Source organism: Pseudemcibacter aquimaris (assembly GCF_028869115.1).
In the GTDB taxonomy this organism is placed as follows: Bacteria; Pseudomonadota; Alphaproteobacteria; order Sphingomonadales; family Emcibacteraceae; genus Pseudemcibacter; species Pseudemcibacter aquimaris.
On the sequence record NZ_CP079800.1, the window covers coordinates 3,294,673 to 3,312,572 of the forward strand.

17 protein-coding genes are annotated in these 17,900 nt (G+C 41.0%); 13 read left to right on the forward strand and 4 right to left on the reverse strand.

Translation table 11 applies throughout. The features are described 5' to 3' along the window. Position 1 precedes the first annotated feature (1 nt). Positions 2 to 481 (reverse strand): methylated-DNA--[protein]-cysteine S-methyltransferase, encoded by a 480-nt coding sequence (locus tag KW060_RS15500; RefSeq protein ID WP_249036356.1) that lies wholly within the window; start codon positions 479 to 481, stop codon positions 2 to 4. A gap of 275 nt (positions 482 to 756) precedes the next feature. Between KW060_RS15500 and mnmE the strand changes: the two genes are divergently transcribed. The 11 genes from mnmE to KW060_RS15555 all read left to right on the forward strand — a co-directional run bounded on the left by mnmE (position 757) and on the right by KW060_RS15555 (position 12,323). Further along, the gene (gene mnmE / locus KW060_RS15505; RefSeq protein ID WP_249036357.1) at positions 757 to 2,097 is read left to right on the forward strand and encodes a tRNA uridine-5-carboxymethylaminomethyl(34) synthesis GTPase MnmE; all 1,341 of its coding nucleotides are present in this window, start codon (positions 757 to 759) and stop codon (positions 2,095 to 2,097) included. Between the two features lie 93 nt (positions 2,098 to 2,190). Beyond that, complete coding sequence (gene mnmG / locus KW060_RS15510) at positions 2,191 to 4,071, forward strand: tRNA uridine-5-carboxymethylaminomethyl(34) synthesis enzyme MnmG (protein ID WP_249036358.1); 1,881 nt, start codon at positions 2,191 to 2,193, stop codon at positions 4,069 to 4,071. Continuing rightward, positions 4,071 to 4,679 carry a 16S rRNA (guanine(527)-N(7))-methyltransferase RsmG gene (gene rsmG, locus KW060_RS15515; protein WP_249036359.1) on the forward strand — a complete coding sequence of 203 codons (609 nt, stop codon included), beginning with the start codon at positions 4,071 to 4,073 and terminating at the stop codon, positions 4,677 to 4,679. The genes mnmG and rsmG overlap by 1 nt, the downstream gene beginning before the upstream one ends. 32 nt (positions 4,680 to 4,711) lie before the next feature. Beyond that, positions 4,712 to 5,527, forward strand: a complete 816-nt coding sequence (locus KW060_RS15520; RefSeq protein WP_249036360.1) for a ParA family protein — start codon at positions 4,712 to 4,714, stop codon at positions 5,525 to 5,527. Between the two features lie 36 nt (positions 5,528 to 5,563). Then, on the forward strand, positions 5,564 to 6,490 hold the full coding sequence (locus KW060_RS15525) for a ParB/RepB/Spo0J family partition protein (protein WP_249036361.1): 927 nt from the start codon (positions 5,564 to 5,566) through the stop codon (positions 6,488 to 6,490). Positions 6,491 to 6,633: 143 nt separating this feature from the next. Continuing rightward, positions 6,634 to 7,086 (forward strand): SUF system Fe-S cluster assembly regulator, encoded by a 453-nt coding sequence (locus tag KW060_RS15530; protein ID WP_249036362.1) that lies wholly within the window; start codon positions 6,634 to 6,636, stop codon positions 7,084 to 7,086. Positions 7,087 to 7,095: 9 nt separating this feature from the next. Then, positions 7,096 to 8,550 carry a Fe-S cluster assembly protein SufB gene (sufB, locus tag KW060_RS15535; protein WP_249036363.1) on the forward strand — a complete coding sequence of 485 codons (1,455 nt, stop codon included), beginning with the start codon at positions 7,096 to 7,098 and terminating at the stop codon, positions 8,548 to 8,550. Between the two features lie 18 nt (positions 8,551 to 8,568). Further along, positions 8,569 to 9,324: a Fe-S cluster assembly ATPase SufC gene (gene sufC, locus KW060_RS15540; protein ID WP_250646709.1), complete on the forward strand. Its 756-nt coding sequence runs from the start codon at positions 8,569 to 8,571 to the stop codon at positions 9,322 to 9,324. 11 nt (positions 9,325 to 9,335) lie between these two features. Then, positions 9,336 to 10,637 carry a Fe-S cluster assembly protein SufD gene (sufD, locus tag KW060_RS15545; RefSeq protein WP_249036364.1) on the forward strand — a complete coding sequence of 434 codons (1,302 nt, stop codon included), beginning with the start codon at positions 9,336 to 9,338 and terminating at the stop codon, positions 10,635 to 10,637. Positions 10,638 to 10,655: 18 nt separating this feature from the next. Continuing rightward, on the forward strand, positions 10,656 to 11,882 hold the full coding sequence (locus KW060_RS15550) for a cysteine desulfurase (RefSeq protein WP_249036365.1): 1,227 nt from the start codon (positions 10,656 to 10,658) through the stop codon (positions 11,880 to 11,882). Positions 11,883 to 11,894: 12 nt separating this feature from the next. Then, positions 11,895 to 12,323, forward strand: coding sequence for an SUF system Fe-S cluster assembly protein (locus tag KW060_RS15555; protein WP_249036366.1), 429 nt, complete (start codon positions 11,895 to 11,897; stop codon positions 12,321 to 12,323). Here the strand turns inward: KW060_RS15555 and KW060_RS15560 are convergent, their stop codons facing one another. Genes KW060_RS15560 through KW060_RS15570 form a run of 3 tightly spaced genes read right to left on the reverse strand, consistent with a single transcriptional unit; the run spans position 12,324 to position 15,795 of the window. Further along, positions 12,324 to 14,816, reverse strand: a complete 2,493-nt coding sequence (locus KW060_RS15560) for a patatin-like protein (RefSeq protein ID WP_249036367.1) — start codon at positions 14,814 to 14,816, stop codon at positions 12,324 to 12,326. Next, positions 14,813 to 15,628 (reverse strand): sterol desaturase family protein, encoded by an 816-nt coding sequence (locus KW060_RS15565; RefSeq protein WP_249036368.1) that lies wholly within the window; start codon positions 15,626 to 15,628, stop codon positions 14,813 to 14,815. Before KW060_RS15565 ends, KW060_RS15560 begins: the two co-directional genes overlap by 4 nt. Positions 15,629 to 15,636: 8 nt before the next feature. Beyond that, positions 15,637 to 15,795, reverse strand: a complete 159-nt coding sequence (locus KW060_RS15570; protein ID WP_249036369.1) for a DUF1674 domain-containing protein — start codon at positions 15,793 to 15,795, stop codon at positions 15,637 to 15,639. A gap of 90 nt (positions 15,796 to 15,885) precedes the next feature. Here KW060_RS15570 and KW060_RS15575 point away from each other — a divergent pair, with 90 nt between their 5' ends. Next, positions 15,886 to 17,178 (forward strand): RsmB/NOP family class I SAM-dependent RNA methyltransferase, encoded by a 1,293-nt coding sequence (locus KW060_RS15575; protein WP_249036370.1) that lies wholly within the window; start codon positions 15,886 to 15,888, stop codon positions 17,176 to 17,178. 21 nt (positions 17,179 to 17,199) lie between these two features. Continuing rightward, positions 17,200 to 17,862 (forward strand): ribulose-phosphate 3-epimerase, encoded by a 663-nt coding sequence (gene rpe / locus KW060_RS15580; protein WP_249036371.1) that lies wholly within the window; start codon positions 17,200 to 17,202, stop codon positions 17,860 to 17,862. The last annotated feature ends 38 nt before the right edge of the window (positions 17,863 to 17,900 follow it).

A 17,900-nucleotide genomic window follows, 5' to 3' on the forward strand; every position in this document is an offset into this window, starting at 1 on the left:
ACTAAAACGGTAAGCTTAAATTATCATCCAAATTATTAAAGGTATCTTCTAATTCTAGAAGGTACCTTTTTGTTGAAATGCCTTCGCCGCCGGAAAAACCGGTTAACTTTCCATTTTTCCCCATGACGCGGTGGCATGGAATAATGATTGGGATGGGGTTTGCACCACAGGCAAGACCCACAGCACGTGCATGTGAATTTAAACGGTCGGATATTTCCCCGTAAGTTAAAATCTGACCATAAGGAATTTCAGACATAATTTTCCAGACATTTTTCTGAAATTCAGTGCCATGTGGTTTTAAGGGCAGATCAAATTCAACCTCTTCACCATCAAAATAATCATCAAGCATTTTTTTTGCTCTGAGCAATAATTCATTTTCTTCCTGAAATGGCGACCATCCCCAATCAACGGAAACGATGACACCATCTTCTTCGCTGATGGTCAGCTCGCCAACAGGACTATGTAGTGATAGTTGAGTCATGAATTTTATACACCTATTATTAGAAAAAATGACCTTTAAATTATTTGCGCGAAACTGGCGCTACTTTACAAAATATTTATTTAAAAACAATAACTTATAAAAAGACAACTTTAATATTTGATTATTTTTTGGGCTCTCTAACGGCCAAGAGAATAAAAGATCGTATATTGGGACCTTCTTCTTTGTCATAGAGTCCTGTTTTTTTGATGATTTATCCTCTTTCATCCGTTATAGCATAGTGCATAATTTTTTGAAGATGATTGGTGAAATTTAAAATGACAATTTTTGCATTATCAAGTGGAAAGGGAAAGGCGGGCGTCAGTGTCATTCGTGTGTCGGGTCCTGAAACCAAAAACGCCATTTTAAAATTGACCAATTCTGAAAAATGTCCTGATGCGAGAAAGGCATCACTCAAATGGTTTTATGATCCGGTGACGGGTTCGCGTCTTGATCATGGTTTGGTGATTTATTTTCCTGGTCCAAATAGCTTTACAGGAGAGGATGTTGCCGAATTTCATATTCATGGTGGCTATGCCGTTGTTGCCGGATTTTTAGAAGCACTTTCAAATATTGATGGATTAAGACCAGCCGAGGCAGGGGAATTTACCCGCCGTGCATTTGATAATGGTAAAATGGATTTAACGGCCGCGGAGGGCTTAGCGGACCTGATCAATTCAGAAACAGAAGGACAAAGACGCCAAGCGCTTCGTCAAATGGATGGTAATTTGGCTGAACTTTATGAAGGGTGGCGCCATGAATTGATCTCTGCGATGGCATACTTAGAGGCGGATATTGATTTTGCGGATGAAGAAATCCCAGATGATGTGACCGAAAGAATTCGTCCGATTGTTGAAAAATTATATCAAGATATTAATAAGCATCTTGCTGATGGGTACCGGGGGGAACGATTAAGACACGGACTTCAGGTGGTGATATTAGGTGCGCCAAATGCCGGTAAATCGACACTTCTTAATTATCTTTCGAAACGCGAAGTGGCTATTGTTTCTGATATAGCGGGCACGACACGTGATACGCTTGAGGTTCATTTGGATATTTCAGGGTACCCAGTTAGCATTATTGATACGGCGGGGATCAGATCAACCGATGACACTATCGAGGTAGAAGGCATTAAACGCGCCGTAAAACGTGCCGAAGATGCTGATTTAAAAATCATCATTATAGATGGTTCAGATAATAAAGAAATTGATCCGCAAATGTTAAGCCATATGGATGGTGAAACAATGGTCATTATCAATAAATCTGATTTGGGACAGTCTGATACGGGTAATAATTTACCGGAAAATATCATTGGAAAATGGAATCTTTCTGTGAAAGCAGGGGATGGCTTAGACAACTTTATGAGAGCCTTTGAAGGTGAAGTTGATAAACGCATGGGACTATCAGATACACCGTCACTGACCCGCACACGCCATAGACAGAACCTTCAGAATGCACTTGAACATATGGATAGGTTCCTAAATGCAGGGCATTTTGAATTAGAACTCTTAAGCGAAGATCTACGTATGGCAGCACGGGATATTGGAAAAATCACTGGATATGTCGATGTAGAAGATATTCTGGAAAAGATTTTTACTGAGTTTTGCATCGGTAAATAGCTTTTTCAAGAGTGTTTCACGTGAAACACTTTGACTTTAAGATCGCGAATCCGTACATTCCGCCATACTTTTTAAAGCAGGGTAAATGAGAATATGACTTCATATGATGTAATTGTAATCGGGGGCGGGCATGCAGGATGCGAAGCGGCAGCGGCATCTGCGCGGCTCGGCGCGAATACATTACTTATAACTCATAAACTAGAAACCATTGGTGAAATGTCATGTAATCCAGCGATTGGTGGTCTTGGTAAAGGACATTTGGTTCGTGAAATTGATGCCTTAGATGGTATTATGGGCAAAATTGCTGATGCGTCTGGCATTCAATTTAGAATGCTAAATCGCCGTAAAGGACCGGCAGTTCGCGGCCCAAGGTGTCAATCGGATAGAAGTTTATACCGTAGTGCAATGCAGGAATTGTTATCTGATTTTGAAAATTTAAACATTAAAGCGGCGGCTGTAGAAGACTTAATTATTGAAAATGAGAATGTTATTGCCGGCGTGGTTACGGGTGATGGCGAAGAAATCCCATGTAAAAAAGTAATCCTGACTACAGGTACTTTCTTACGTGGCATGATCCATATCGGTGATAAACGCATACCGGCTGGTCGTAAATCAATCAGAAGCGAAGATGAGCCCCCAGCACTTGGGTTATCAGATACGCTTGAAAGATTTGGATTTACTCTAGAACGTTTAAAGACAGGCACACCAGCACGATTAAATGGCAAAACAATTGATTGGTCAGTATGCCAAACACAGCCTGGAGATACACCGCCAACACCATTTTCATTTATGAATAGAGAAATATCAGTCCCACAAATTGATTGTCATATCACCCATACCAATGAAAAAACACATCAGATTATCAAAGACAACTTGCATAAATCTGCGATGTATTCTGGACATATCGAGGGGACAGGTCCGCGTTACTGTCCATCAATCGAGGATAAAGTCGTCCGCTTTGCCGACAAAACATCACACCAAATATTCCTTGAGCCGGAAGGACTGGACACAGATACAGTTTATCCAAATGGCATTTCAACGTCACTTCCAGAAGATGTTCAGGAAGCCTATATCAAATCCATTAAAGGTCTTGAGAATGTTGAAATTTTACAGCCGGGATATGCGATTGAATATGATTATGTGAACCCACAGGAATTGCTAGCGACACTAGAAACCAAGAAAATAAATGGTTTATTCCTCGCTGGACAAATCAATGGCACCACCGGATATGAAGAGGCGGCAGCGCAAGGTTTGATGGCCGGTATTAATGCTGCGCGCACTTCACAAGGTAAAGATATATTTATGCTTGACCGTGCGGATGCATATATTGGTGTGATGATTGATGATTTGGTGACGAAGGGAACCAAAGAACCATACCGTATGTTTACATCTCGCGCGGAATACCGTCTTAAATTACGGGCCGATAATGCAGATCAACGTCTGACGCAGCTTGGTATCGATATCGGGCTTGTTAAAGAAGAGCGGAAAAGCTTTTATGAAAATAAGATGTCTATGATGGCTAAGTTTGGTGAATTGATGGATTCACTGGAAATAAGCCCAAATGAAGCCGCAAAGCATGGATTAAAAATCAATAAGGATGGTGTCAAAAGATCGGCCAAAACATTGTTGTCTTACCCGACAATTACGTTTGAACAGATTGCTGTTATTTGGCCAGAGCTAAAAGAAATTCCATCTGATATACTGGAACAGATTGAAATTGATGCCACCTATAGCGGATACCTCGAAAGACAAGAGGCTGATATTCTTGCATTTAGAAAAGACGAAAATCTAACGCTTCCTCTTGATCTTGATTATAAATCCATTGGCGGTTTATCAAATGAAGTCCGTGAAAAACTTGATCAGGCAAAACCAGCAACACTGGGTGCAGCGGCCCGTATTTCAGGGGTTACGCCAGCTGCACTTACCGCGTTATTACGATATGTAAAACGCAAAGATAAAAAGGCAATCGCCTGATGAATGCAAAAGAGTTTCAACAAAAAACAGATGTTTCACGTGAAACACTTGAGAAATTTATCACATATGCAGAGATGCTTGATAAATGGCAAAAGTCAATAAATCTGGTTAGTAATACAACATTATCTGATAAATGGCTGCGTCATTTTTATGATAGTGCGCAGCTAATGGAAATGATTGAACCAGATGAAAATAGGAAAATTCTTGATCTTGGTAGCGGTGCTGGCTTTCCCGGCTTGGTGATTTCATTGATGGGGGCGGGGGAAGTTCATCTTGTCGAAGGTGTTGGGAAAAAGTGTTCTTTTATGAAACAAGTTGTCCGGGCAACAGGAATGAATGCCATCGTTCACAATGAACGTATCGAACAAATGGATCCGTTTACAGTTGATCTGATTACATCGCGTGCTTGTGCAGATTTAGAAAAACTACTTGATTTGACATCGGCCTTTATCGGTGAAAAAACGCAGTGTTTGTTTTTAAAAGGGGAAAAGGCAGATCAGGAAATATCGGACGCACAAAAAAAATGGCAGTTTGATGTGAAAAAAACTGCGAGTAAATCTGAAGAATCAGGTATCATCCTCGAATTAAGTAATATAAAAAGAAAATAGATTAAGAAATATAGAGTGGAGTATTTCCGGGGATGACAGCAAAAGGACTTTCAACGGCCAATAAACAACCCGAAATTATTGCCGTTGCCAACCAAAAGGGAGGGGTTGGCAAAACCACGACAGCCATTAATCTGGCCACAGCACTCGCTGCTATTAAAAAAGATGTATTGATCATCGATATGGACCCGCAAGGTAACGCGAGTACGGGGCTTGGTCGGGAACGCAATGAACGTGAATGCAGCAGTTATGAAGTAATTATGGGGGAAGCATCGTTAGCGGAAGCAATCGTTGATACAATTGTGCCAGGTTTGCATTTGGTACCATCAACGATTGATCTAACGGGTGCGGAACTGGAACTTGTACATCAGGAACAGCGTACATTTAGATTACGTCGTGCTTTCCGTGATCCTGTTTTGGAAAATTATGATTATGTATTGATTGATTGCCCACCGTCATTAAACCTGCTGACATTAAACACATTGGCGGCATCCCATTCTGTGATTGTACCACTTCAATGTGAATTTTTTGCACTTGAAGGGTTGAGCTTACTGCTTCAAACAATTGAAACAGTGAAGACGAACTTTAATCCGAGCCTTGAAATGGGTGGGGTTATTTTAACCATGTATGACAAACGTAATAACCTGACGGAACAGGTGGCGATTGATGTAAGAAGCTATCTGGGCGATGTTGTCTTTGATACGGTGATCCCCCGAAATGTTCGTGTTTCAGAAGCGCCATCACATGGTAAGCCAGTGCTTTTATATGATCTTAAATGTTCCGGAAGTCAGGCTTATCTCGAACTCGCGTCAGAATTATTAAAACGTCATAAAGCGAAAAAAGCAGCATAAATAAATTTATATTATATATTAAGGACTTAATTGAAAATGGCTGGTAAAAAGACAACCAAAAAAGCAGCATCAAAAACAGGACTAGGAAGAGGGCTTTCATCACTGATGGATACCCGTGAAACGGCCTATGATAAAATTCAGCCTGCTGCCACCACACAAGAAACGGCACCAAGATCATCAAGAGTTATTCCTATCGAGTTTCTTGTTGCCAATGAATATCAGCCACGAATTCATTTTGATGATGATAAAGCAAAAGAATTACAAGAATCTGTAAAATCAAAAGGCATCCTTCAACCAATCTTGGTGCGTAAAAAAGCACAAGATAGTTATGAGATTATCGCCGGGGAAAGACGCTGGCGCGCGGCACAAGCGGCAGGACTTCATGAAGTGCCTGCGGTCGTTAAGGAAATGACTGATGAAGAGGCACTAGAAGTCGCCATCATTGAAAATATTCAACGCCATGATTTAAACCCGATTGAAGAAGCGCTTGGTTATAAACGTTTGATGGATGAATTTGCACATACACAAAATGCACTCGGTAAAGCTGTCGGCAAAAGCCGCAGTCATGTTGCCAATATTTTAAGATTGCTTGCCCTTCCTGAATCTGTTCAAGCCTTTATGCGTGATGGGAAGTTAAGCATGGGTCATGCCCGTGCTCTTATCACTGCTGTGGATCCTGCATCACTTGCGAAATTGGTTGTGAAAGACGGGCTTAGTGTTCGTCAAACGGAAACTCTTGCCAAGGCCGTTAAAACCGGTGGCGTTCAACCATCTATGGGACAATCTAAACCCGGTGCATCTAAGGATGTTGATACGATCGCATTTGAGAAAGAATTATCAGCAAGCATTGGTTTAAAAGTCGAAATTGATGGCAAGGGTGGTGAGTCGGGTGTTTTAAAAATCCATTATCGGACGTTAGAACAACTTGATGATATTTGTGCAAAAATTAATAATGATTCTTAACAATTCTAAGAATGATTCTTAATAAAAGCCCTTATTTTCTGCCATTTTCTAAAAAAGACTAATTTAGTCGTATTTATGTTGACAAAATCGGAAATCCGCATCATTTAATAATTCGTATTTATTATTTGTTGTGTGGATGACTGATGATCAAACTTTCTAATCTCGCGGATTATGCCGTTGTGCTGATGAGCACGATTGCTGCACGTCCGGACGAGAATTTCACAGCAGCAGTATTAAATGAAGACACAAAAGTACCACTTCCGACAGTGAGTAAAATTCTTGGAAAAATGGCAAAAGCAAACTTGCTCATTTCCCACCGAGGTGTGGGGGGTGGTTTTTCTCTGAATAAAGAAGTGGAAATTAGTATCGCGGATATCATTGAAGCGGTTGATGGGCCGGTCCAACTTACAAATTGTTTAAGTGAAGAAGAGCATAATTGTGATTATGTACCGGTTTGTGCAACCCGTGGAAAATGGGACAAGATCAACAAAGCTGTTTACGAGGCACTTGATAATGTTCCGCTTTCTGAAATGGTGCCAAGTAAGTACGACTTCTTTACTGAAGAAGAAAAAAAGAAATTAAGAAAACAAGGGTAAAGTACCGATATGGTAAGTACACTGGAAACAAGACAAACCGTTGAAGAAGTCGGCAGCGACTATAAATACGGATTTGTCACGGACATCGAAATGGTTAAGGCCCCAAAAGGTCTTAATGAAGATGTCATCAGGTTTATATCTGCTAAAAAAGAAGAGCCGGAATGGCTGCTTGATTGGCGCCTTAAGTCATACCAAAAATGGCTAAAAATGGAAGAGCCGGATTGGGCGATGCTTGATTATGAAAAACCTGATTTTCAGGATATTCATTATTATGCAGCACCAAAATCACAAGAAGACAGACCAAAAAGTCTGGATGAAGTGGATCCGGAACTACTCGCCACATATGAAAAGCTTGGTATTTCACTTCAGGAACAAGAGGTTCTTGCCGGTGTTGCGGTTGATGTGGTTTTTGACAGTGTTTCTGTGGCAACCACTTTCCGTGAAACATTAAAAGAAAAGGGCGTTATTTTCTGCTCTATTTCAGAGGCGGCAATTGATTACCCAGAATTGATGCAGAAATATCTGGGTTCAGTGGTGCCAGCTGCGGATAACTTTTACGCGGCCCTTAATAGCGCGGTCTTCACAGACGGGACATTCGTTTATATTCCAAAAGGTGTGCGTTGCCCGATGGAGCTAAGCACATATTTCAGAATTAACGAAGCCAACACAGGACAGTTCGAAAGAACACTAATCATTGCCGATGATGATAGCTATGTATCTTACTTAGAAGGGTGTACGGCACCGATGCGTGATGAAAACCAGCTTCATGCGGCGGTTGTTGAAATTGTTGTTCTTGAAAATGCCGAAGTCAAATATTCGACGGTACAAAACTGGTATCCGGGCGATAAAGAAGGTAAAGGTGGCATTTACAATTTCGTGACCAAGCGAGCGGCATGTCGCGGCACAAATTCAAAAGTTTCATGGACGCAAGTGGAAACAGGTTCAGCTGTCACATGGAAATACCCAAGCTGTATTTTACAAGGTGATAATTCGGTTGGTGAATTTTATTCCGTGGCGATTACCAATAATTACCAACAAGCCGATACTGGCACAAAAATGATCCATATTGGTAAAAACACATCAAGCACGATTATTTCAAAAGGAATATCGGCAGGTAAGGCGCAGAACATTTACCGCGGTCTTGTGAAGGTTATGCCCAATGCGGAAAACACACGAAACTTTACACAATGTGACAGCTTACTAATCGGTGATAGATGCGGTGCACATACGGTGCCTTATATCGAAACCAAAAACCCGACGGCACAGGTTGAACATGAAGCAACAACATCAAAGATCAGTGATGAGCAATTATTCTATTGTCTTCAACGCGGACTTGATGTTGAAGAATCCGTATCACTGATTGTGAATGGGTTCTGTAAAGAAGTGATGCAGCAATTACCGATGGAATTCGCGGTAGAAGCACAAAAATTATTAGGTATTAGTCTGGAAGGAAGCGTCGGTTAAAAGGCGCTAAGAATAAAAATGATTGAAATTAAAAATTTACATGTCGAAGTTGATGGCAAAAAAATCCTTAAAGGATTGAACCTTAATATTAACCCGGGTGAAGTTCATGCGATTATGGGCCCAAATGGTGCCGGTAAATCCACACTATCTTATGCCATTTGCGGTAAAGAAGGGTACGAGATCACTGAAGGGTCGATTACATTTCAAGGAAAAGATTTTCTTGAATTAGAAGCAAATGAACGCGCCGCGGAAGGGGTGTTTCTTGGTTTCCAATATCCGGTGGAAATTCCGGGTGTATCAAACATGAATTTCTTAAAAACCGCGGTAAATTCAATTCGTAAATATAAAGGCGAAGATGAACTTGCGGCCGTTGATTTCTTAAAACTAGTCCGTTCGAAAGCGGCTGAACTTGAAATGGATGCGGAAATGTTAAAGCGTCCCGTCAATGTTGGTTTTTCCGGTGGTGAGAAAAAACGTAATGAAATGGTTCAAATGGCTGTTCTTGATCCAATTTTTTCCGTACTAGACGAAACGGATAGTGGTCTTGATATCGATGCGCTTCGTATTGTGGCCGAAGGCATTAACCGCATGCGTGGTCCGGAAAAATCTATTTTAGTGATTACCCATTATCAACGCCTGCTTGATTATGTGGTGCCGGATTATGTTCATGTGCTGGCGGACGGTAAAATCGTAAAATCCGGTGATAAGACATTGGCGCACCAGCTTGAAAAAGAAGGTTACGCCGGCCTTGGTATCGATGAGAACGCAGCATAGGATTAGTTAAAATGACGCAAAAAAATCATTTTGATGTGGATCAGTATGCTGACGCGCTTTCAAAGCATGGCTTTGAGGGGCCGAATTGGTTAAATGATTTACGTAATAAATCACTGGATGCTTTTTTGGATGTTGGTTTACCAGGTCCAAAGGTGGAAGAATGGAAATATACCAATCTTTCATCCATTAAATCCAAATCATATGCTGTTTCACAGGTTGTAGCAGGTAATGACGCATTATCCGCCAAAATCCAAGAAGCACATTTAAAAGATATTCAAGGATCAAAAGTTGTTTTTGTTGATGGATATTTTAATGATCAATATTCAGATGTTTCAGAAGAAGAGGGATTATCATTATTACCTTTAAATGATTTTCTTAAAGCAAAACCTAAAGAAGCGGAAGAATTACTTAAAGTATCAGATGAGGATAGCAGCCTTGCAAACCTGAATAGTGCTTTAATGACAGACGGTTATGTGATTAATGTTGCGCAAAACATTAAGTTGTCTAAGCCAATTCAAATTATTCATGTGGCGACAGAAAACTCTGATGCTAAAGCTTTGAGAAATAAGAACTTTATTTCCATGTCTAATGGCTCATCAGCACAAATTATTGAAACATTTATCGGTGATAATAATGCAGATATCTGGACGCAGGACATCAATAAAATAACGGTTGCTGAAAAAGCATCCTTGGAAATTTTTCAAATTCAGACGCAGGGCAATGAAACCATCCACATGGCAGAAAGTCATGTTGAGGTTGCGGAAGATGCTGACTTCAAACATTATTCATTGAATGTTGGCGCCAAATTAAGTCGTACAGAAATTAAGCCAACTTTAACAGGGTTGCACGGCAATGTGGATCTTCGTGGTGCGTTTCTTGGTCGTGATGGTGTTAGCCACGATGTGTTCACGCACATGAAACATTTGGTTCCAGAATGTGAAAGTGATCAAATTTACCGTGGCGTTCTTGATAAGGGTGGTAAATCAGCCTTTCAGGGTAAAGTATATGTAGCGCAAGACGCGCAACTGACAAATGCGGAACAGTCCAATAAAAATTTGCTGCTTGACCGTGATGCGGAAGCAAACAGTAAACCGGAACTGCTTATTTATGCGGATGATGTGAAATGTGCGCATGGGGCAACGGTTGGGGAACTTGATAAAGAAGCGCTCTTTTATTTAAATTCTCGCGGTATGGATCAGGAAGCGGCGAAAGGTTTACTGGTCGAAGCATTCATCGCCGAAGTTTATGATGACGTTTCAATTGATGCCGTGCGTGAAAAATATCTTGAACTTGCGCGTGGATGGCTTGGGTAAATTGGGGCAATGAATATCATGACATCACATAATTATAACGTTGAAGCAGTGCGCGAAGATTTTCCGATATTTAAAAGGGAAATTCACGGTAAGCCGTTAACTTTCCTTGATACAGCGGCGAGTGCGCAAAAACCGCAAGCGGTGATTGATGTAATTAAAGGGTGCTATTCAAATGAATACGCCAATATTCATCGTGGCGCTTATCAATTATCTGCTGAGCTAACGACCAAATATGAAGCGGCCCGTGACAATGTTTCCGGTCATATAAACGCGAGCACAGAAGAAACAATCTTTGTTCGTGGTGCGACCGAAGGGATCAATCTTGTCGCGCAAAGCTGGGGTAGGGATAACCTATCCGAAGGTGATGAGATAATCCTAAGCCACATGGAGCATCATTCGAATATCGTTCCATGGCAAATTCTGCGCGATCAAAAAGGGTTTGATATTAAAGTAAGCCCAATTGATGAAAATGGTAATTTCTTGATGGAAGAATATGAAAAACTTCTATCGGAAAAAACGAAACTGGTTGCCATAACCCATATATCAAATGCGCTCGGTACCATTACACCGATAAAAGAAATCATAAAAATGGCACATGATGTTGGTGCAGTTGTTCTTGTGGATGGCTGTCAGGCCATGCCGCATATGCAGGTTGATGTTAAAGAACTTGATGCTGATTTTTATGTCTTTTCCGGACATAAAATTTATGGTCCAACGGGGGTTGGCATACTTTACGGTAAAGAAGAATTGCTTGACGCCATGACGCCATATCAAGGTGGCGGTGAAATGATCCGCTCAGTAACATTTGAAAAAACCACTTATAACGAGCTGCCCCATAAATTTGAAGCCGGAACCCCGAATATTGTTGGTGGCATCGGCATGTCAGCGGCCATTGATTATATGAATGTGCTTGGATTTGATAATATCCATGACCATGAACAAGCTTTGCTTGAATATGGTCTTGAAAAAATTAAAGAAGTAGACGGTCTTGAACTTAGGGGTAAGGCTGACCATATGGCGGGTATACTTTCATTTACAATGGAAAGCGCGCATCCACATGATATCGGTACAATACTTGATCAGGATGGCATCGCGATCAGAACCGGGCACCACTGTGCCCAGCCGATTATGGATTTTATGGATGTACCGGCAACGGCGCGTGCATCATTTGGATTATATAACACCAAAGAAGATATTGACCGATTGGTTGATGGGCTTCATAAGGTGAACAGGATTTTTGCTTAAAGGGTATAAATAATGAGCTTTCTAGACGGGTTTTTGAACGAAAGACCAGGCGACAAAGAAGAAGAAAAGAAAACACCACAAGAAGAGTCTAAGACGACTTCTGAAAATCGTGGTGAACCTATTTCTGCGGAAGAGAAAAAAGCGCTGGAAATGAAGGCAGCAGATGCCCTTCGTGAAATTTATGATCCTGAAATTCCGGTCAATATTTATGAACTTGGCCTTATATACGATATTGACGTGGATAATTATGCGGATGTGGTTGTTACCATGACGCTTACATCACCACATTGCCCTGTTGCTGAATCCATGCCGGGTGAAGTGGAATACCGCGTCCGCGAAGTAGAAGGTGTCGGCGATGTTAAAGTGGCCCTTGTTTGGGAGCCGCCATGGGATATGTCAATGATGTCAGAAGCAGCACGTCTTGAAATGGGCTTTATGTAATTAAAGCGCATCTATGCGTTTTTGCAGCTCGTTAAATAAATCCGGTATTTCATGAAGATGTTCTTTTTCGGCCTCTAAAATGGCTCTAAAGGCTCGCTTTTTCATATTCATGATATTGAATTTTTCAGAAATACCTTCTTGTTCGGCTTGATGATACAGCAGATCAATTAAACGTTCCGCACCATTTAACCTGCCCCAAAGATAGTCATTTTCCCTGTCTTCACGACTGAAAAAGGCACCAAAACTTTTCATGGCCGTGCCTTTTAACGGCATTTCGAGGGCATCGGACTTTAGAACAAGATCATCATTTGGACTGATGCGATTTACAAGAATTTCATTAAATTCACCAACGGATTTTGAACCATTTATGGAAAATGTAATCACGTCCCAAAATGCAAAACCCAAATAATTGGTTAGCAGTTTTCTTTTAAACCCGTCGTCCCAGGAATTGTTTAACTGCGATGAAATCAACTGATCGGTTTCAAGTCTGACGTTATCAAGATTAATATTCGTATTTAGAATATCTAATAATTGCTCAATATCTGGGCTAATTGACCTTATTTGTTTCATGTTTTCAGCACAATCAAGATCATCATTAATATCAAGTGATTTAATTTTTTCTACCGTCTCTATTAATGTTGAAAGAGTGTCTTCATCAAAGCGGCTTTCAATACTCGTGGGCTTAATATTTTCCAAAATATGATAAAGGGCCATTTTTGCGGCATCGAGCTCATGAACATGATCAGGGTTTATTGAATATTGACTGTTAAGTTCCTGGATTAAAAAATGAAGTCGTCTTTTTTGGTAATTAACATCAAAATCAATAATGAACTTGGTCCATTCAGGAATATTTTCAAAAGACTGGTCTTTTTTAATGAATGATTTGGTCCAGTTAAACAGACCTTTCTTTTCTTCTGCACCATAAAGCAGACTTTCCCCTTGGGTGTTTTTCATAACCCAACATTGAATTGCGGAAAACACGATTCTTTTTTCTTTGCTGCGTGGGGCAATATTGCATAGGGACGATATAATTTTGGTCAGGTCAGCAACTGTGCTTCTTATTTTTAGGCGGGCATAGGCTTCATATGAATAACCGGCTTCTGTTACGGCGCGGGCACTGGCAATGTTACGCCATGATTCCAAATCTTTAAAGGTCGTTGATGTACTGATTTTCTTCGGTGAAATTTCAAACACAAGTTTTTCAACACTGGGCCTAACGCTATCGACAACTGATTTGATGGTGGACACTTCTTGGTTATGAATGTGAATTTCTTCTAAGTCATCATGCATCGGTTCATTCATTGGAATGTCCGACAGTGCCCCTTTTAAAGTGTTGAGCATGGTTGGCGGCGCGCCGTTTGGTTTAATTTTCAACCGCTCTGGGTTTGGATCAACATAAATAACACGTCTGCTTACCTCGCGAAATGCTGGTCTGTCGTGGATCGCATTTAAGGCCTGATCAAACGGTTTGTTGTTTAATATGCTGCCATCAAGAAAAGATGTCATTTCGGGATCAAGTCCCGCACTTTGGTATTCTTTGAAATTATTCTTTATAAAGTCGTCTTTATTTAGCCAACTTGAGCCTTGTTCTTTAAAGAAATGTTCTGTTTCCCTGATCTGCGCAGGTGGGAATGCCCCTGGGAAACAAGATGTGGCCCGTGCAGCAAAAGAAAGCGATGCAAGTCCATCATCATCAAAATCACTTTTAAATTTTGAAAGGCTTTTATCTGCGGCGGTCTTTAAATAGCTGAATTTTAAATTATGACGATGTTCTAATTCTGAAATAATAGGCGGGTCATTTAAAAGCATGGACCTTTTGTAGCCATAAAAGTCGGTTAATGTGACGAAAAGATCCAGTTCATGTCCGCGTGGCAATAGGGACTGGAAATTCACTTTTCCCATGCCCTTTAATCCACCATAAACAAGCCCCACCAGATGTTTACCGTCAAAAGGTGGTTTCAAATCCCAAATGTTCAGAAGCGCGGGTAATTTTTCTTTCACTTGTTTGCTTAAGTTGCCGTTACCAAGAAATTTTCCGCTTAATAGATTTATCAGCGGCTTGGTAACAAGTCTGTCCCAACGACCTGCTTTTTTCTTGTTCTCGGTCAGTTTGCTGACGTCAGCCTCAATCAGCCAATGATGCCTTAAATGATCGAAATTTAAATCATGGGCAATGGCCCGTGCGAGAAAAACGCTATTCATTCCGCCGGCCGATGCACCGGCAATGGTGTCGATAATGACGCGGATATCAAGTTCGGGGGCGAAACCCTTTAATATTTCGAAATAAACAAGTTCTGTATCAGGGATATCGGTCACATTGTCATTGGGATAAGCGTAAGTTTTTCGTGATGAATGTAAAGGGTCGGGGCTTGCGTGGATGGCTTTTGATGCGCGGGCGAGTTTCAGGATTTCTTTGCTGACACCATGCATATAGATGGCAAGGGATACACCACCAAAACACACCAGCGCTAGTCTAAGTTCCTTTTCCCTCATTCATCCTTTACCTTATAAGCTTTAAAGGGTGACACCATCAATTCCAGTAACCCCACTGGTTTTTCAAAACCAAATTCAGGAAGGCCTTGTCTTAATGTCGGATAATCCAAAGTTGGCTTATCTGTATAAGTGCCAAACATCTTATCCCATATAACCAGATTAAAGCCATAATTGCTATTGGTTTCATTTGGTTTTTCAGAATGATAGATCCAATGAATTTCTGGTGTAACGAATATTTTTCTTAATAGATTTTCAAGACCGGAAGCCAACTTTATATTGCTGTGATTGAAAAGCGCCAGACCATTTAATAATATTTCAAACACAATAAGCGCCGCTACGGGAATACCCATGATATAAACAAATGCCATTTTAATTAGCATGGATATTATAATTTCAATCGGGTGAAACCTGACGGCGGTGGTGACATCAAGGCCGAGTTCTGAATGATGCATACGGTGTAAACGCCAAAACATGGGTACTTTATGCATCATCACATGTTGACCGTATATCAAAACATCAAGCAGTAATAATGACATGATGAATGCTGGCCAGTATCCGATATCAACAATATTAAATAAACCAATATCATTTTCCGCGGCATATTTGGCAACACCAACGGCAATAATGGGAAGCACCACACGCATGGCAATGGTATCAATTATGGTAATGGAAATGTTGGTGAACCATTGTGAAAGTCGTTTTTCCTGTCTTTTGGCGAGTGGGATCATAAATTCAAGCACACCAAAAAATATAAGCAGGAAAAGAAAAATTCCCAGCCTTACGTTTTGCTCATTTTCAACCAAACTTTCCATTTAAACCCTTAGAAATCAGATGCAATACCATTATTTTCCCAATCCCCATAACGAACTGGGTCTGGTCCATCGCGGCCGCCAATTTCTTTTGGTGGCGCTTTGTCTTGTTTTTCTGATTTTGGCTGCGTTTCACCTTTTTCCAGGTCAGTCTTTTTTTCTTCTGTCACTTTTTAAGTCCCGTAAGGTCAATTAAATGATTAAATTCTATTAAAAGCATGTTAAACAAATATGGTTCGTTTGGAAAGGAAATCAACACATTGGCAACGCTTTTAGACAGCCGCGAAGCAGCACTACTTATCTTGAAGTATATATTGGATGAGGGGCAAACCTCATCACGCGCGATGGAGAATTTTTCAAGTCGTATTCATGAAAATGACAGGGGCTTTGTCAGGAATCTTGTAACAACGACACTCAGGCGACTTGGTCAGATTGACAGGATGATTGATCATTTGACCACGAAAAAGTTGTCTAAGCCACAAATGATGGTCCGACATACCTTAAGATTGGGCGTTACGCAGCTTTTGTTTATGGATGTGGCAACATATGCGGCCGTTGATAAAACGGTTAATTTGATGGATATCCGTGTTGATAAAAAACTTAAATATTTAAAAAATACCGTCAATGCAGTGCTTAGAAACGTGGACCGTGACCGTGAAATGCTTCTTAAAAAGTTCGGAAATACCAGACTTAATTTTCCGGGATGGCTCCTTAAAAGATGGGATGCGCATTATGGTGCCGCAACCGTTAAGGACATGATTGCAGAATGTTTAAATGAAGCGCCACTTGATATCAGCTTAAAAAATGTAAAGATGGCAGAAGAGTGGGCAGAAAAACTTGGCGGTGAAGTTGGCCCAACAGGCAGTATACGTGTTGAAAGAGCCGGAAAAATTACCGAACTTGTGGGTTATAGTGACGGTGAATGGTGGGTACAGGATGCAGCGGCCCGCATACCTGAAATATTACTTGGGGTGTCTTCGGGGGACAAAATCCTTGACTTATGTGCGGCGCCCGGTGGTAAAACGGCGCAGTCCGCAAGCCGAGGTGCACTTGTCACTGCCGTCGATTTATCAGAAGGACGCATCAAGCGGTTAAAACAGAATATGAACCGTCTTGCATTGGAAGTTAACGTCGTGACGTCAGATGTTCTTGAGTATAAAAACATTGCTGATTTTGACTATATTCTTTTGGATGCGCCATGTTCATCAACAGGGACCATCAGGAGGCACCCTGAACTATTGCATCAAAAACGCGTGAGCGAAATAGTTGAAGTCGCAAAAGTGCAATCAGAAATGCTGGATTATATTTCAAGCTCGATGAAGTCTGGCGCAACACTTGTTTATGCCGTTTGTTCCCTCGAAAAAGAAGAGGGCGAAGACCAGATAAAAGCTTTACTGGAACGTGACGCTTCGTTAAAACGTAAAGAAATAGCGGAACAGGAAATACCATCACTTGAATGCACGGTTTTAGAGACCGGTGATGTAAGAACATTACCACATTATATTAAAGGCGGTATGGATGGCTTTTTTGTATCCCGCCTTGTGAAAAGATAAGATGAACTTTAAGGATTTATCATGACATCATCTGTAAAAATTGCCCCATCTATTCTATCAGCAGATTTCGCCCGTTTGGGTGAAGAAGTCGCCGCCATAACAGAAGCCGGTGCCGATTATATTCATGTTGACGTGATGGATGGCCATTATGTGCCAAATATCACCATTGGCCCAGATGTTGTAAAAGCCATTCGCCCATACAGTGATAAAACATTTGATGTTCATTTGATGATTTCGCCGGTTGATCCATATATTGAGGATTTCGCAAATGCGGGTGCCGATATCATTACGGTACACGCCGAAGCCACACCGCATTTTCACCGCACCATTCAGCTGATTAAATCACTGGGTAAAAAAGCGGGTGTTTCATTAAACCCAGGAACGCCAGTAAGCATGATTGAAAATGTCATGGATATGGTTGATCTAATTCTTGTGATGAGCGTAAACCCAGGGTTCGGCGGACAAAAATTTATCCCGTCACAGCTTGAAAAAATTAAAACCATTCGAGGGATGATTGAAAAGCAAGGTCGCCATATTGATCTTCAGGTGGATGGCGGTATCAATATGGATACGGTAAAAAGCGCCATTGATGCGGGCGCAGATGTTCTTGTTGCTGGTACCGCAACATTCGTTGGCGGCCCGGAAAAATACGCGGAAAATATTGCGGCTTTAAAAGGCAACTAAAGAAAGTGAATTGGCAATATTCGTATGTTGCCATCATG

Coding starts and splice junctions, on each gene's coding strand:
- KW060_RS15550 (WP_249036365.1), top strand. CDS start 10,656: ATGACATCACATAATTATAACGTTGAAGCAGTGCGCGAAGATTTTCCG.
- mnmE (WP_249036357.1), top strand. CDS start 757: ATGACAATTTTTGCATTATCAAGTGGAAAGGGAAAGGCGGGCGTCAGT.
- KW060_RS15565 (WP_249036368.1), bottom strand. CDS start 15,628: ATGGAAAGTTTGGTTGAAAATGAGCAAAACGTAAGGCTGGGAATTTTT.
- KW060_RS15555 (WP_249036366.1), top strand. CDS start 11,895: ATGAGCTTTCTAGACGGGTTTTTGAACGAAAGACCAGGCGACAAAGAA.
- KW060_RS15525 (WP_249036361.1), top strand. CDS start 5,564: ATGGCTGGTAAAAAGACAACCAAAAAAGCAGCATCAAAAACAGGACTA.
- rsmG (WP_249036359.1), top strand. CDS start 4,071: ATGAATGCAAAAGAGTTTCAACAAAAAACAGATGTTTCACGTGAAACA.
- sufD (WP_249036364.1), top strand. CDS start 9,336: ATGACGCAAAAAAATCATTTTGATGTGGATCAGTATGCTGACGCGCTT.
- KW060_RS15530 (WP_249036362.1), top strand. CDS start 6,634: ATGATCAAACTTTCTAATCTCGCGGATTATGCCGTTGTGCTGATGAGC.
- sufC (WP_250646709.1), top strand. CDS start 8,569: ATGATTGAAATTAAAAATTTACATGTCGAAGTTGATGGCAAAAAAATC.
- sufB (WP_249036363.1), top strand. CDS start 7,096: ATGGTAAGTACACTGGAAACAAGACAAACCGTTGAAGAAGTCGGCAGC.
- mnmG (WP_249036358.1), top strand. CDS start 2,191: ATGACTTCATATGATGTAATTGTAATCGGGGGCGGGCATGCAGGATGC.
- KW060_RS15520 (WP_249036360.1), top strand. CDS start 4,712: ATGACAGCAAAAGGACTTTCAACGGCCAATAAACAACCCGAAATTATT.
- KW060_RS15560 (WP_249036367.1), bottom strand. CDS start 14,816: ATGAGGGAAAAGGAACTTAGACTAGCGCTGGTGTGTTTTGGTGGTGTA.
- rpe (WP_249036371.1), top strand. CDS start 17,200: ATGACATCATCTGTAAAAATTGCCCCATCTATTCTATCAGCAGATTTC.
- KW060_RS15500 (WP_249036356.1), bottom strand. CDS start 481: ATGACTCAACTATCACTACATAGTCCTGTTGGCGAGCTGACCATCAGC.